A 14,666-nucleotide genomic window follows, 5' to 3' on the forward strand; every position below is an offset into this window, starting at 1 on the left:
TCAGTCGGGGCCTGCGCGGCCCCGTTCCCCGCGGCCTGAGGGACAAGTCAGTCGGGGCCTGCGCGGCCCCGTTCCCCGCGGCAAAGGGCCGACCGCGGCCCTCTGCACTCCCCGGTCGGGGCCTTGCCCCGAACCCCATAAAGAGCGTGGCCGGCATACGAGATGCCCGTGCTCATGCCTCCGTTGTGGATGCAGCCCAGGCATCGAACGAGAAATGCAGTATTTCGTTAGAAAGCATTCAAACCGAAACATATGCATATCGGCAGATGCCAGCAGAATGGCATAACGGAGGCATGACAGCCCAAGGCCGTCGCAGACGACCACATCAAATTTGGGGTTCGGGGCGATAGCCCCGACGCCGGGTGCCGGGGCGGCGTGAGCCCCGGCGGCCCTGCGGCCTGAGCAATCTGGCTTGATGCTGGCACTGCTCACGTATGCAGACAAGGTGCGGCCCTGCGGCCTGAGCAAGCTGGCTTGATGCTGGCACTGCTCACAAGTGCAGACAAGCTGCAGCCATACGGCCTGAGCAAGCTGGCTTGATGCTGGCACTGCTCACAAGTGCAGACAAGGTGCGGCCATACGGCCAGGGCAGCCCGCACACACCCCTAGCGCCGAGCGCGAGTATAATAGCAGCCTCGCCCGAGACAAACAGAAAGCACCCACTCATGAGCTTCCCACCGATCAACCCGCGCGCGCCCTTCATCTGGCACGGCGCCGACTACAACCCCGAGCAGTGGCCCGCCGCAACCTGGGACGAAGACGTGGCGCTGATGCAGCAGGCCGGCTGCACGATCGCCACCGTCGGCGTGTTTTCCTGGGTGTCGCTGCAGCCCGCCGAGGACACATTTACGTTTGAGTGGCTCGACACCGTGATCGAAAAGCTCCACGCCGCTGGCCGGATCGTCTGCCTGGCCACGCCCAGCGCCGCCCAGCCGGCCTGGATGTCGCTGGCCTACCCGGATGTGCTGCGCGCCGACGCCACCGGCCGCCGCGTGCACCACGGCGGGCGCACCAACTACTGTCCAAACGCGCCCAGCTACCGGCGCTTCGCCGTGCAGATGGCCAGCAAGCTCGCCGAGCGCTACGGCCAGCACCCCGCCCTGGCGATCTGGCACGTTTCGAACGAGTATGGCGGCAGCGGGCCGTGCTACTGCGAGAACTGCGCCGTCGCCTTTCGGGCGTGGCTGCAGCAGCGCTACGCCAGCCTCGACGAGCTGAATGCGCGCTGGTGGACGCCATTCTGGAGCCACACCTACACCGACTGGTCGCAGATCGAGCCGCCCTACGCCAATGGCGAGTCGGTGACGCACGCGCTGACGATTGACTACCGGCGCTTCCAGAGCGACTCCATGTTGGAGTGCTTCACGCTTGAGCGCGACGCCCTGCGCGCTGTGACGCCCAATGTGCCGATCACAACCAACATGATGGGCACCTTCCCGCACCTCGACTACCGCGCCTGGGCGAAGGAAGTGGACGTGGTGAGCTGGGATTGCTACCCGCGCCCGAACGCCAACACTGGCGACATTGCCTTTCTGCACGACCTGAACCGCAGCCTGAAGGACGGCCAGCCTTTTATGCTGATGGAGCAGACGCCAAGCAGCCAGAACTGGCAGCCGGTAAACGCGCTGAAGCGACCGGGCGTGCTGCGGCTGTGGAGCTACCTGGCGCTGGCGCACGGCGCCGAAACGGTGATGTATTTCCAGTGGCGGCGCAGCCGTGGCGGCGGCGAGAAATTCCACGGCGCGATTGTCGAGCATGGCGGGCGCTCCGACACGCGCGTGTTTCGCGAGGTGGCCGCGCTGGGCGCGGAGCTTGCGCGCCTGGGCGGCGCGACTATCGGCGCGGCAACGCCCGCGCGCGTGGCTGTGCTCTACGATTGGGACAACGCATGGGCGATCGAGGCCGCGATTGGGCCGATCAACCCGAAAGACTACGGCGGCTTTGTGCGCCGGCACTACAACGCACTGTGGCGCAAGAACATCCCGATCGACATTGTGTGGAGCGACTCCGACCTGAGCCGCTACGATCTGGTGGTCGCGCCGATGCTGCATATGGTCAAGCCCGGCCTGGCCGAGCGGATCGAGGCGCTGGTGGCGCGCGGCGGCACTTTCCTGACGACGGTGTTCAGCGGGGTGGTGGACGAGAACGACCTGGCGTTTGAGGGCTACCCCGGCCCGCTCAGCCGCGTGCTGGGCATCCGCGTCGAGGAGATCGATGCGCTGTATGAGGGGCAGACCAACACCGTTGTGATGGCCGACGGTAGCGGCAGCTACTCGTGCGCGCGCCTGTGCGACCTGGTGCACAGCGAGGGCGCGGCGGTGCTGGCGACTTTTGGCGACGATTTCTACGCTGGCATGCCCGCGCTGACCGAAAACCGCTTTGGCGAAGGGCGCGCGCTGTTTCTCGCCAGCGACGCCGAAGACCGCCTGCTGGACGCTCTGTACGCCCGGCTGCTTGCCAACCACGGCATCGCGCCCGCGCTTGAGGCACCCGCCGGCGTGGAGGTAGCGGTACGCCAGAATGCACAGCACGATCTTCTTTTCATCCTGAACCATAACGCCACACCCGCCAATGTCACCCTTCCCGCCAATTACCACGACCTGCTGAGCGGCCAGACGGCCAACGGCACGATCGAGCTGGAAGGCTATGGTGTGCGCATTCTGGAGCGTGCGAGGGACTGACAAGCTGAAGGGGTGAAAGGGTGACAAGGTGAAGGGGTGGGTTGCAGGTTGCACGTTTTGAATGTTGAAGGTTGAGTTTTGAGTTTGCACGAACCTGCAATCTGCAAACCTGTAACTTGCAACCGCAAAACCTCCGTGCCTCTGTGTCGCTGTGGTTCACTTCTTGGTCATCGGTTGTCACAACCTGCAACTTGCAACGTTCCAACCTTCCAACCCTTAAAGAAGGAGGCACGAATGGCCCTGCTTTCCCCGCTCAAGCCGGCGAAGAAGCCGCGCATTGGCCTGTACTCGGTGGGGCTGCGCGCCTACTGGGAGCAGTTCCCCGGCCTGCGCGAGCGGCTGATCGGCTATGGCGAGCATATTGCGCGGCGGCTTGGTGCGTGGGCCGAGGTCGCGAACTTCGGGCTGGTGGACACCGAGGGCGAGGGGCGGCGCGCGGGCGAGTGGCTGCAGGCGCAGAATGTCGACCTGGTGTTTTGCCACGCCGCCACCTATACCACCAGCTCGGCGGTGCTGCCAGTGCACCAGATCTGCCGCGCGCCGGTGGTGGTGCTGAACCTCCAGCCGACGGCACGGATCGACTATGCGCGCTCGACCACGGGCGAGTGGCTGGCGCACTGCAACGCCTGCGCGGTGCCCGAGTTCGCCAACACCTTCAACCGCGCCGGGCTGCCCTTTCGGGTGGTGAACGGCTTGCTCGGGCTCGACGCCACGCCCGCGATCTCGCTGGCCGACGAAGTGACGCACCAGCGCCCCGAGGCGGTGCGCGCGTGGCGGGCGATTGAGGGCTGGGCGCGCGCCGCTGGCGTGAAGCGCACGCTGCAGCACGCCCGCTTTGGCTTTCTGGGCAACACCTACAGCGGCATGCTCGACATGTACAGCGACTTCACGATGGTGCAGGCGCAAACCGGCCTGCATGTCGACGTGCTGGAAATGAGCGACCTGATGCGCCTGCTGGCCGACGTGAGCGAGCGCGGCATTGCCGCCAAGCGCGACGAGCTACAGGCCATGTTCGAGATCAGCGGCGACTCGCCCGCCGACCCGATTGCGCGCCGCCCGACCGAGGAGCAGATGGGCTGGGCCTGCCGGGTGGCGGCCGCGCAGGAGCGGCTGGTGCGCGAGTTCGACCTCGACGCGCTGTGCTACTACGTGCATGGCGCGCCCGGCGCGGAAGACGAGCGCGTGCAGGCCGGCTCGATCGTCGGCCACTCGCTGCTGACGGCGCGGGGCATTCCGTGCGCGGGCGAGGGCGACCTCAAGACGGCAGTGGCGATGAAGATTTGCGATACGCTGGGCGTGGGCGGCAGCTACTCGGAAATTGTGGTGGTCGACTACGACGACGAGACGATTCTGCTCGGCCACGACGGCCCGTTCCACATCGCCATTGCCGAAGGCCGGCCAATGCTGCGCGGCATGGGTCTGTACCACGGCAAGCAGGGCAGCGGCGTCTCGGTCGAGGCGAAGGTGCGCGCCGGCCCGATTACGACGCTGAATGTCACGCAAACCGGCGATGGCCGGCTGAAAATGATCAGCGGCGAGGGCGAAGCGACGGCCGGGCCGATTATGCAGATCGGCAATACCCAGACGCCTGTGCGCTTCCGCGAGCACCCCGACGCCTACATGGCGCGCTGGTTTGCCGAAGCGCCCACGCACCACTGCGCAATGGCGGTTGGGCATAACGCCGCGCAGTTCGCGCAGGTGGCCGAACTGCTGGGCATTGCGCATGTGAGTTTGTAAACAACCTTTGCACCGCAGCTATCAACTGGTTCCCGGCCGGGGCGGGAAGATCGTCCCGGCCGGAATAGGGGCGCGCGCTCACGACAGCGGGAGGGCCGCGTGATAGGCTATTCCCTGTCAGAAATCGTTAGCCCCAAAGGAGCCACACGATGTCAACCCACGCTGTTTCGATTGCCACCCCACGCGCCGCCCGCCTGCTTGGCCCGGCCTTCACAATTGGCGGCCTGCTGTGGATCGGCGATTTTGTGCAGATTGTTGCCTACGGCCTGATCAGCGGCACCCTGGTAGACGGGCCAGACCAGGAATTGCCGCTCGCGCTGCGCATTGGCCTGCGCCTGTTCGTCCTCTCGGTTGTGATCCTCGGGCTGGGCCTGGCGGGGCTGTTTACTCGCCTGCAAAACCGCAGCAAGAAACTGGCGATTGCCGGCCTGCTGTTTACCGTGATCGCGCTGGCGCTTGGCACGGCGAACCTTGTGCTGCTCAGCGGCGTGCTGGGCGCGCCATCCTTCAACGACACGTTCATGGGCCTGTCGGTCTTCTCCACCAGCATTGCGACCCTGCTGATGGGCATTGGCGCGCTGCGCAGTGGCGTGCTGCCGCGCTGGGCATCGTTGGCGCTCGTCTTCGTCGGCGTCAGCACCATCCCGATCCTGTTCGGCACGCCACTGCCCATCGGCCCCGACTGGGCCACCGACCACCTGGCCTTTCTGACCAGCGGCATCGCCTTTGCGGCGGTGGGCGTGAGCGAGTGGCGCGGCAAGCGCAGCTAGAGCAGTAAGCAGGTATCAGTCGGCGGTTTTGCGGGTATGCTTCCAGACTTTTGCATCGCACGTGCCTGCTGCTTACTGCCGACTGCACATTTCTGCTAAACAGGACGTGGACACACGCAGAGAAGGCGGATTAGAGAGGCATACAGCTATCCGCGTTGGTCAGCGTTCGTCGGCGTGCTATTTCAGGAAAGCGGGCAAGAAGCAGAGCAGCATAACGCCATCTGTCTCAGTTTGTCTGCGTCCTGTGTCTCAACGCTTGAACACAGGCAGCAGCTAGCCCCGCAGCAGCCACACCAGCAGCGGCGCAACGATCGTCGTCACCGCGCCATTCAGGCCCATCGCAAGGCCGGCAAACGCCCCGGCCTGCTCGCTGATCTGCAACGCGCGCGCCGTGCCAATGCCGTGCGCCGCGATGCCAAGCGCAAAGCCGCGCACGCTGTCGTCATCCACGCGCAGAAGCGCCAGCAGCGGCGGCCCCGCCACCGAGCCGAAAATGCCGGTCAGAATGACCAGCACGGCAGTGAGCGAAGGCAGGCCGCCTAGCTGCTCGGAAATGCCCATCGCAATTGGCGTGGTGACGGATTTCGGCACAATTGACATGAGCGTTTGCCCCTGCAAGCCCAGCGCCCGCCCGATCAGGCCCGCCGCCAGCACGCCCGCAACTGCGCCAAGCAGCAGCGTGCCGGCCAGCGGCGCAAGCCGCCGCCGCAGCGTGCCATACGCGCCATACAGCGGGATGGCCAGCGACACAGTTGCCGGGCCAAGCAGGAAGTGCACGAACTGCGCGCCATCGAAGTAGCGCTGGTAGGGCGTGCCAGTGGCCAGCAGCAGCACCACCAGCAGCGTCACCGCAATCAGCACCGGGTTAAAGAGTGGGTTGAAGCGCGCCCGCCGGTAGATTTCGTGCGCCAGCATATACACCGCCAGCGTCGCCGTGAGCCACAGCAAGGGCGTTTGCGCCAGGTAGACCCAGATGCTGGCAATATTTTGCGTCATGCCGGGTCGCCCCGCTGGCCGCGCAGCAAGAGCTTGAGTGTCAGCGCGGCGACGGCCAGCGTGACCAGCGTGCTGAGCGCCAGCGTCGCGAGGATTGGCAGCCAGGCCGCGCGCAGCAGCGCAAAGTGCGCCATAATGCCAACGCCAGCCGGCACAAACAAGAGCGACAGATGGTTCAGCATCGACTGGCCGACTGTGCGCAGTGGCGCGGGCACCCCGCCGCGCACGAGCAGCGCCGCGAACAGCAGCAGCATGCCCAGCACCGGGCCGGGCAGCGGCAGCGCCAGCGCGCGGGCGATCACTTCGCCGGCAAGCTGGAAGGCCAGCAATGTCATCATAGCGCCAATTATGTCCATGCCAAACTCCGTACATACATATGAAGGGCCAATACCTTTCAAATAAAGCCGCCAGGAGAATTTTCACCACCAAGACACCAAGACACCAAGGTCTTCAGGAAGCCATAAAATCTTGGTGCCTTGGTGTCTTGGTGGTTATTTGGGCTTGGCTCTATTGCGGGCGCGAAGCCGTTTGCAGCACTGGCTGCCCGCTGCGGCCAGCCAGGCGCAGCGCGAGCTTCTTCAGTTCCATCGCCCACAGCACGCTGCTGCCCACCCCGATGCACACCAGCCAGTCGCGCGCGCCGAGCGGCACGGTGCCAAAGGCCGATTGCAGAAACGGCACGTACAGCACCGCCACTTGCAGCAAGGCTGAAACCGCCACAGCCAGCCACAGCCAGACATTGCTGAAGAGCCGGTACGCGGCGCTGCGGTCGTCGAAGCGCGCGTTGAAGACGTTAAACAGCTGCAGAAACACCAGCGTCGTGAAGGCCAGCGTGTGGGCGTATTCCATCGAGCCAGTGCCGCCCGGCAGCAGCCCGCCCGGCAGCGCCCAATCCATCACACCCAGCGTGCCAACCGCCATCACCACGCCCACAAACACAATATCGACCCACATGCGCCGCGTGATCACGCTGCTGCGCGGGTCGCGTGGCGGGCGCGTCATCACGCCATGGTCGGCCGGCTCGACGCCGAGCGCCAGCGCTGGCCCGGCATCGGTCAGCAGGTTGATCCACAAAATTTGCGTGGCCAGCAGCGGCACCACAATCGCCTGGCCGGGCTCGGGCACCAGCCCGATTACGCCCGCCAGCACTACGCCGAAGAACATCACCAGCACTTCGCCAATGTTGGACGAAAGCAGATAGCGCAGGAATTTCTGGATGTTCGCGAAGATCGAGCGCCCTTCTTCCACCGCCGCCACAATCGAGGCGAAATTGTCGTCGGTGAGGATCATGTCGGCCGCGCCCTTCGAGACGTCGGTGCCAGTAATGCCCATTGCCACGCCAATATCGGCAGCTTTGAGCGCGGGCGCATCGTTCACGCCATCGCCGGTCATAGCCGCGATTTCGCCATTGCGCTTGAGCGCGCGCACCAGCTGCAGCTTATGCTCGGGCGCGACGCGCGCAAACACCGAGCTGCGGGCCAGCGCGGCCTGCATGCCTGCGTCGTCCAGGCGCTGCAGCTCGCCGCCCGTGATTGCTGGCACGCCTGCGGCCACAATGCCCAGTTCGGCAGCAATCGCCGCCGCCGTAATCGGGTGGTCGCCTGTGATCATGATCGCGCGGATGCCCGCGCCCTGCGCCTCGGCCACGGCCTGGCGCGCTTCCGGGCGCGGCGGGTCGATCATGCCAATGATGCCCAGCAGCACCAGTTCCTGCTCGATTTCTTCGCCCAGCGCGCCGCCCGCCACACTGCCCGGCAGCGTGCGAAAGGCCACGCCCAGCGTGCGGAGCGCGTCGGCGGCCAGTTGCTCGATACGTGCGCCAATCGCGGCGCGCCGCTCGTCGCTCAGCGGCACGCTGGCTTCGCCCACGCGCTCGTGCGTGCAGCGCGCCAGCAGCACATCGGGCGCGCCCTTGGCAAACACCACCACCCGGTCGTCGTGCGCGCGGTCGTTGTGCGCGGTGCTCATCAGCTTGCGCTCGGAAGAAAACGGCACCTCGCCAATGCGTGGGAAGCGCTGGTCGAGCTCGGCGCGGGCAAGGCCGACTTTGCGCGCCGCCACCAGCAGCGCGCCTTCGGTCGGGTCGCCCTGAATGCTCCAGCGGCCATCCTGCTCGACCAGCGTGGCGTTGTTGGTCAGGCCGGCGGCGCGCAGCAGCTTCGCTACTTCTTCCAGCAGCGCCGGGTCGGCAACCGCCGCGCCGCCCTGCTGCACCTCGCCGGCCGGGTCGTAGCCAATGCCGGTGAAATCGACCCGCCCGCCAGCGGTGGCAACCGTGCGCACCGTCATTTCATTTTTCGTCAGCGTGCCAGTTTTGTCCGAGCAGATCACGGTGGTCGAGCCAAGCGTTTCCACAGCAGCCAGCTTGCGCACGATCACATTGCGCCCGGCCATGCGCTGCATGCCCAGCGACAGCACAATTGTGGTGATGGTGGTCAGCCCTTCGGGAACCGCCGCCACCGCCAGCGACACCGCCAGCAGCAGAACATCGACCGCCTCGGAGAGGGTGCGCACTTCGTCTACCAGCAGGATGGTCGCGCTCATCACCACGGCGATGGCGATCACCACAATGCCCAGCAGCCGGCCGACGCGCGCCAGCTCGCGCTGCAAGGGTGTGCTTTCGTCCTCGGCCTGCTGGAGCGCGCCAGCAATTTTGCCCAGCTCGGTGGCCGCGCCGGTGGCCGTGACAATCGCGCGCCCACGCCCGGCCGCCACAGCGGTGCCGCTAAACAGCATGTCGGTCTGGTCGCCCAGGCCAGCTTCTTCTTCCAGCGCTTCGGTGTGCTTGGAAACGGCGCTGCTCTCGCCCGTCAGCGACGACTCGGCCACGCGCAGGGCAATCGCTTCCAGCACGCGCCCATCGGCGGCGATGGTGTCGCCTTCTTCGATCAGCAGCACATCGCCAGGAACGATCTCGGCGGTGGGCACCAGGCGCGGCTGGCCGTCGCGCAGTACGTGCGCGTTGGGCGCGGCCAGCGCCTGAAGCGCCGCAACCGCATGCTCGGCGCGCTGCTCCTGCACATAGCCCAGCACGCCATTCAGGATCACAATCGCCAGGATCGTGATCGACTCGTAGGGCAGGCTTTCGTCGCGCTCGATCAGCCACGCGACAAACGAGATCACGGTGGCGACCAGCAGCAAGATGGTCAGTGGATCTTGAAATTGCGCCAGAAAGCGCCGCCACGCCGGCACGGGCGGCACCGTCGGCAGCTCGTTGCGGCCCGAACGGGCCAGGCGCGCCTGCGCCTCGGCGGCGCTGAGCCCGCGCGCGGCATCGCCGCCCAGCGCAGCAACAACAGCGTCAGCCGGCTGGCGATAGGCTGGCGCGTCCCCAACAGGAATCTCCGGCATAGCTCCCCCTTCCACAGCCGCTCGGCAAGCCGGCACCACGGCCGGCGGGCAGCGCAAGCAGCGCCATATCCTACCACGCTCGGGAACACAGGGTTACGTCAAAGCCCAAGATCATCTACAGATTACACAGATTACGCAGATATGGAATCTCTAATCTGCGCAATCTGTGTAATCTGTGGATGGATTGCTGCGCTTCTGTGCTATGATCGCGCCACCCAGCAGCGTGCGTCCCTGGAATGGCGACTGGCGGATTTTCGTAACGTTTCGCGGACGATGGCGCGCTACACTTGCGAGCAGTGCCGTTTCAGTTGGCAAAGGGTGAGTCTGTGACCGACGTACAGCTCTTTCTGCTTGGCGCGCCCGGCATTGAGCGCAATGGCGCGCGCCCCGAACTCGACACCCGCAAGGCGCTGGCGCTGCTGGCCTACCTCGTGCTTGGCGGCCAGCCGCAGCGCCGCGACACATTGGCCGCGCTGCTGTGGCCCGACTACGATCAGGCGCGCGCGCGGGGTGCATTGCGGCGCACGCTTTCGGTGCTGAACAAGGCGCTGGGCGCAGCCGCGCTCGACGCCGACCGCGAAACGGTTGGCGGGCCGGCGCTCCAGGCGCTTTGGGCCGATGTAGTGGAGTTCGAGCGTCTGGCTGCCACACCCGCGCCCGCCACCACAGCCGCCTGCGGGGCCGCAATCGAAACGCTGACGCGCGCGGTCGGGCTGTATCGCGGCGACTTCATGGCCGGCTTCTCGCTGCGCGACAGCCCCGAGTTTGACGACTGGCAGGCATTTCAGGCCGAGCGCCTGCGCCGCGTGCTGGCCGCCGCGCTGGAGCGGCTGATGAGCTGCCACGCGCTGCTGGGCAATTTCGCGCCCGCGCTAGAATGTGCGCGCCAGTGGCTCGCGCTCGACCCGCTGCGCGAAGAAGCGCACCGCCAGCTCATGCGCCTGTGCGCCTGGTCGGGCCAGCGCGCCGCCGCCATCCAGCAGTACCGCGATTGCGTGCGCGTGCTCGATCAGGAGCTGGGCGTGCCGCCGCTGGCCGAAACCACCGAGCTGTACCAGGAAATTCGTGAGAACCGCCTGCCGCCCGCGCCAACTGCTGCGCCACCGCCGCCCGCCGCAAGCCCCGCGCAAGCGCCCGCGCCCATAGCCGCGCCAGCCGCACCATTGGTTGGGCGCGATGCTGAGTGGGCCGCGCTGCTCCGCGCCTATGCCGCTGCCCACGAGCGCGGCCAAATGATTGCGCTGGAAGGCGAGGCCGGCATTGGCAAAACGCGCCTGGCCGACGAACTATTGCGCCACGCACGCGAGCGCGGCGCGCAAACCCTGGCCGGGCGCTGCTACGAAGGCGAGGCCACGCTGGCGTATGGCCCGTTTGTCGACGCCATGCGCGCCGCGCTGCACAAGCCAGAAAGCACGGCGCGTCTTGCAGCGGTGCCAACACAGTGGCTGAGCGAGCTGGCGCACCTGCTGCCCGAGCTGGCTGCCATGCGCCCCGAACTGCCGCCGCCCGCCCCGCTCGACGCGGCCGGCGCGCAAAGCCGCCTGTTCGAAGCGGTTGGGCAGGTGCTGCTGGCGCTGTGCGGCGGGCCAGAGCCGGGCATCCTGTTGCTCGACGACCTGCAATGGGCCGATGCGGCCTCGCTCGACCTGCTGGCCTACCTGGCCCGCCGCCTGCGCGATCAGCCGCTGTGCCTGCTGCTGGCCTGGCGCAGCGACGAAACACCACCCGAGCATCGCGCGCGGGCGATTGCGGCCGAAAGCCACCGTGCCGGTGCGGCAACAACACTCCTGCTTCCGCGCCTGGGTTCGGATGCGGTTGACGCGCTGGTGCGACACGCCGGTCAGGGCCGGCTGAGCCATCAATTATTTCAGGAAACCGAAGGGCTGCCGTTTTTCGTGGTGGAATACCTGGCTGCGCTCGCCAACGCCGGGGATGCCGCGCCGGCCGACTGGGCCGTGCCGCGTGGCGTGCGCGACCTGCTGCATGCCCGGCTGGCTGCCATTAGCGAAACGGGCGTGCAGGTGCTGGCGACCGCAGCCGTGATCGGTCGCTCGTTCGACTACGACACCGTGCACGCGGCCAGCGGGCGCGATGAAGAAGAAACGATTGCCGCACTGGAGCACTTGCTGGCGCGCGGCCTGATCCACGAGCTGCCCGCCGAGCTGCCGAGCTACGATTTCTACCACGAAAAATTGCGCGCGCTGGTGTATGGCGAGATCACGCTGGCGCGCCGCCGCCTGCTGCACCGCCGCGTCGCCGCCGCGCTCGAAAGCCGCGCCCGCAGCGCCGCCGAGCGCGACGCGCTGGCCGGGCGGCTGGCCCAGCACTACCAGCTCGCCGGCCAGCATGCCGAAGCCGCCGAGCAATTTGCGCGTGCTGGCGAGCACGCCCGGCGTGTGTATGCCAACGCCGATGCGCTGGCGCATTTCGCGGCGGCGCTGGCGCTGGGCCACCCGCAGCCGGGCGCGCTGCACGAAGCCAGCGGCGACATGCACACCCTGCTGGGCGAGTATCGCGCGGCGCTGCGCAGCTACGAGGCCGCCGCCGCGCTCCACACACCTGCCGCGCCCGCCCGCATCGAGCGCAAGCTGGCCGATCTGTTTCATCGCCAGGGCGAGTGGGAGCAGGCCGAAAGCCACCTGCAGGCGGCACTGGCGGCGCTGCCCAATACGGGGGCCGATGGCGAGCGCGCGCGCCTGTATGCCGCGTGGAGCCTGAATGCCCACCGCAGCGGCGATTCCGCGCGCGCGGGCGAGCTGGCCGCCACTGCCCTACGCGAAGCCGAGCGCGCCGCCGAAGCCCGCGCCCTGATCGAGGCGCATAACATCCTGGGCATTCTGGCCAGCCACGCCGCCGATCTCGACGCGGCGCGCGCGCACCTGGGGCGCAGCCTGGCCCTGGCCGAGCAGCTTGGCGACGATGGCGGGCGCGCGGCGGCGCTCAACAACCTCGCCCTGGCCGAGCGTGCCGCCGGCGCGACCGAGCGCGCGCTGGCGCTGGCCGAACGCGCCACCGCGATCTACCAGGCCCAGGGCGACCGCCACCGCGAGGCGGCGCTGCGCAACACCCTGGCCGACCTGCTCTACGACGCCGGGCAATCCGACGCGGCGATGGCGCAGCTCAAACAGGCCGTGACGATCTTCGCCCAGATCGGCGCGAATGCCGGCGCGATGCAGCCCGAGATTTGGAAGCTGGTGGAGTGGTGAGAGCGGGGATGGGGGATAGAAGGGAAATTTTATTGCTTTGCATTACGCTCTAAACTAAAGCGTCGTGCGTAGTGCGTACGATTCAGCGAAGAATACTTCAGAGCGCCCAATCTCCTGACTCCTGCGAAGCCCACCCCTGTTCAAATAGCCACAAAGACTCGAAGGTCGCAGGGTTAGCTAATAGGTCTTTGCGCCTTCGAGTCTTTGTGGCAATTGTTCGGAACGTTTTATGTGAAGACGTTTACTTCGCCGGCAGCGTCTTCAGGTAAGCAAAAATCGCGCGCAGGTCGTCATCGCTGGCGAAGCCGCTGATTGCCTTCCAGGGCATGGCGTCGCTCAGCGGTACGTTATTCGGGCGGACGCCGGTGCGGATCGTGTTCATGAACTCGGCTTCGCTCCAGCGCTGCGCCACGCCGGTAATATCCGGGCCGGCGGGCGGGCCATTCGGGTTGGGAATGCCGCCGGCCAGGGTTGGGCCGTGGCAGTCGCGGCAGCCGCCAATGGTGTACACGAGGTATTTCCCATATTCCGCAGTTGGGCCGGCCGGCGGCGCGACAACCGGGCTAGTCACTGGTTCCTGCGCGCTCAGAAACGCGCCATTGCTCATGGTCACGAGCAGCGCGCCCATGAGGTTGATCTTGGTTGGCGGCGTGGCTGGCGCGGCCGGCTGCGAGCGCAGGTACGCCACCAGTGCCTGCACATCCTCGTCGCTCAGCCCACGAAACGTCATCGACGGCATAATCAGCAGCGAGCGGCCATCTTTATGAATGCCCTCGCGAATCGCACGAATGATCTCGCCGTCGCTCCAGTCCTTCAGCTCGCCGCCCGGTGTGAGATTAGCCGCGTAGAGCGTGCCCACGGGCGGGCCATCGGTGGCGAAATCCTGGCCGGCGAGCGGGAGCTGACCGCCTGTTGCATGGCAGTCTACGCAAATATTCGCCAGCTTCTCGCCGCGCGCAATCTGCTCGGGCGAACCGGCCACTTTCACATTCTGCACCGGGTTAGTGTGCGTACGATTCAGCATTGCAAAGCCATTCAGGGCCGCCCCTGTCACCACTGCCACCGCCAGCGTCAGCAGGCCGGCAACGATCGTCCCCACCCACTTCACAATGCCATTGCGGGCGCGCCATGCCCGCCAGGTGAGGAAGCCGAAGAGCAAGAGCAAGAGAATTAAAACCCCAACACCAACGAAATCAAACACGCTGCGCTCCTTTCCCAAAACGGGTGTGCTTTCTCCCAGCTTGTGCGAACTACGGGCGAACCAAATCGCTGCGCGCCTGCCTTCAAAAAACGGAGCAGCGCGTGAACTCGGCATACGATCAGACGAACAAAGCATTGGCAGGGTTACGAAAGCGTGCTAACTGCTGCGCAGGCGCTCGCTTACCGCGCCTAACACCGCGCCATAAAGCAGGTGCGCAAGGGCAAAGTGCAGGGTGGGAATTTCCGCCAGCGCCGTGCCACCAGCAGGCAGCACCACCAGCTTCGCCACGATCAGCAGCAGCATGCCATACAGCGCGCCAGCAAGCCAGCCAGGCACGGCCACGCGCCGCACACGCCCGAACGCCCACCACAGCGCGCCAAAGCCAATACCGTACACGGCTGCCACCGCCAGGTGCGTGAGCGTTCCGCCAAGCAGCGTTTCCTGCCCGCCTGGGCTGAACAGACGCAACACGCCGCCAGCACTTTGACCCACTGCAATGCCCCAAACCACCAAGTACACTGCCATCGCCGCGCCGCCGGCCAGGCCGCCAAACAGGCCATCCAGCACCAAATCCGAAAGTTTCCGCTCGCTGGCTGCCAGCAGTTTGCCTTCAAGCATTGCCGTCTCGCTTTCTATACGTCTGCCGGGCGCGCTGCCCGGGCTGCATTGCTTGTGAAAACAATAGCAGGCCAGCGTCCAGAAAGCGTTACGGAGGCTCGTGCGC

Annotated in this window: 9 protein-coding genes; 4 read left to right on the forward strand and 5 right to left on the reverse strand. The window is 66.4% G+C overall.

What is annotated here, in order from left to right; genetic code table 11:
* Window positions 1–665 precede the first annotated feature (665 nt).
* The 3 genes from M1P90_RS12685 (at window position 666) to M1P90_RS12695 (ending at window position 5,188) form a co-directional block, all read left to right on the forward strand.
* The gene (locus M1P90_RS12685) at window positions 666–2,681 is read left to right on the forward strand and encodes a beta-galactosidase (protein ID WP_483703021.1); all 2,016 of its coding nucleotides are present in this window, start codon (window positions 666–668) and stop codon (window positions 2,679–2,681) included.
* 234 nt (window positions 2,682–2,915) lie between these two features.
* Entirely contained in the window at window positions 2,916–4,418 is a 1,503-nt protein-coding gene (locus M1P90_RS12690) for a hypothetical protein (protein ID WP_483703022.1), read from the forward strand.
* A 149-nt stretch (window positions 4,419–4,567) separates the two neighbouring features.
* Window positions 4,568–5,188 carry a hypothetical protein gene (locus M1P90_RS12695; protein WP_483703023.1) on the forward strand — a complete coding sequence of 207 codons (621 nt, stop codon included), beginning with the start codon at window positions 4,568–4,570 and terminating at the stop codon, window positions 5,186–5,188.
* A gap of 273 nt (window positions 5,189–5,461) precedes the next feature.
* Here M1P90_RS12695 and M1P90_RS12700 read toward each other — a convergent pair whose 3' ends face one another.
* From M1P90_RS12700 to M1P90_RS12710, 3 genes are all read right to left on the reverse strand, one after another.
* Window positions 5,462–6,184, reverse strand: a complete 723-nt coding sequence (locus M1P90_RS12700; RefSeq protein WP_483703024.1) for an LrgB family protein — start codon at window positions 6,182–6,184, stop codon at window positions 5,462–5,464.
* Window positions 6,181–6,540: a CidA/LrgA family protein gene (locus tag M1P90_RS12705; RefSeq protein ID WP_483703025.1), complete on the reverse strand. Its 360-nt coding sequence runs from the start codon at window positions 6,538–6,540 to the stop codon at window positions 6,181–6,183. The genes M1P90_RS12700 and M1P90_RS12705 overlap by 4 nt, the downstream gene beginning before the upstream one ends.
* 151 nt (window positions 6,541–6,691) lie before the next feature.
* Window positions 6,692–9,535 carry a cation-translocating P-type ATPase gene (locus M1P90_RS12710; protein ID WP_483703026.1) on the reverse strand — a complete coding sequence of 948 codons (2,844 nt, stop codon included), beginning with the start codon at window positions 9,533–9,535 and terminating at the stop codon, window positions 6,692–6,694.
* A 326-nt stretch (window positions 9,536–9,861) separates the two neighbouring features.
* Here M1P90_RS12710 and M1P90_RS12715 point away from each other — a divergent pair, with 326 nt between their 5' ends.
* On the forward strand, window positions 9,862–12,741 hold the full coding sequence (locus M1P90_RS12715; RefSeq protein WP_483703027.1) for an ATP-binding protein: 2,880 nt from the start codon (window positions 9,862–9,864) through the stop codon (window positions 12,739–12,741).
* A gap of 241 nt (window positions 12,742–12,982) precedes the next feature.
* Here M1P90_RS12715 and M1P90_RS12720 read toward each other — a convergent pair whose 3' ends face one another.
* Window positions 12,983–13,942, reverse strand: a complete 960-nt coding sequence (locus M1P90_RS12720; RefSeq protein ID WP_483703028.1) for a c-type cytochrome — start codon at window positions 13,940–13,942, stop codon at window positions 12,983–12,985.
* A gap of 156 nt (window positions 13,943–14,098) precedes the next feature.
* Complete coding sequence (locus M1P90_RS12725; RefSeq protein WP_483703029.1) at window positions 14,099–14,560, reverse strand: hypothetical protein; 462 nt, start codon at window positions 14,558–14,560, stop codon at window positions 14,099–14,101.
* Between the last annotated feature and the right edge of the window lie 106 nt (window positions 14,561–14,666).

Source organism: Kouleothrix sp. 19917, assembly GCF_057073505.1.

Coding starts and splice junctions, on each gene's coding strand:
- M1P90_RS12685 (WP_483703021.1), top strand. CDS start 666: ATGAGCTTCCCACCGATCAACCCGCGCGCGCCCTTCATCTGGCACGGC.
- M1P90_RS12690 (WP_483703022.1), top strand. CDS start 2,916: ATGGCCCTGCTTTCCCCGCTCAAGCCGGCGAAGAAGCCGCGCATTGGC.
- M1P90_RS12695 (WP_483703023.1), top strand. CDS start 4,568: ATGTCAACCCACGCTGTTTCGATTGCCACCCCACGCGCCGCCCGCCTG.
- M1P90_RS12700 (WP_483703024.1), bottom strand. CDS start 6,184: ATGACGCAAAATATTGCCAGCATCTGGGTCTACCTGGCGCAAACGCCC.
- M1P90_RS12705 (WP_483703025.1), bottom strand. CDS start 6,540: ATGGACATAATTGGCGCTATGATGACATTGCTGGCCTTCCAGCTTGCC.
- M1P90_RS12710 (WP_483703026.1), bottom strand. CDS start 9,535: ATGCCGGAGATTCCTGTTGGGGACGCGCCAGCCTATCGCCAGCCGGCT.
- M1P90_RS12725 (WP_483703029.1), bottom strand. CDS start 14,560: ATGCTTGAAGGCAAACTGCTGGCAGCCAGCGAGCGGAAACTTTCGGAT.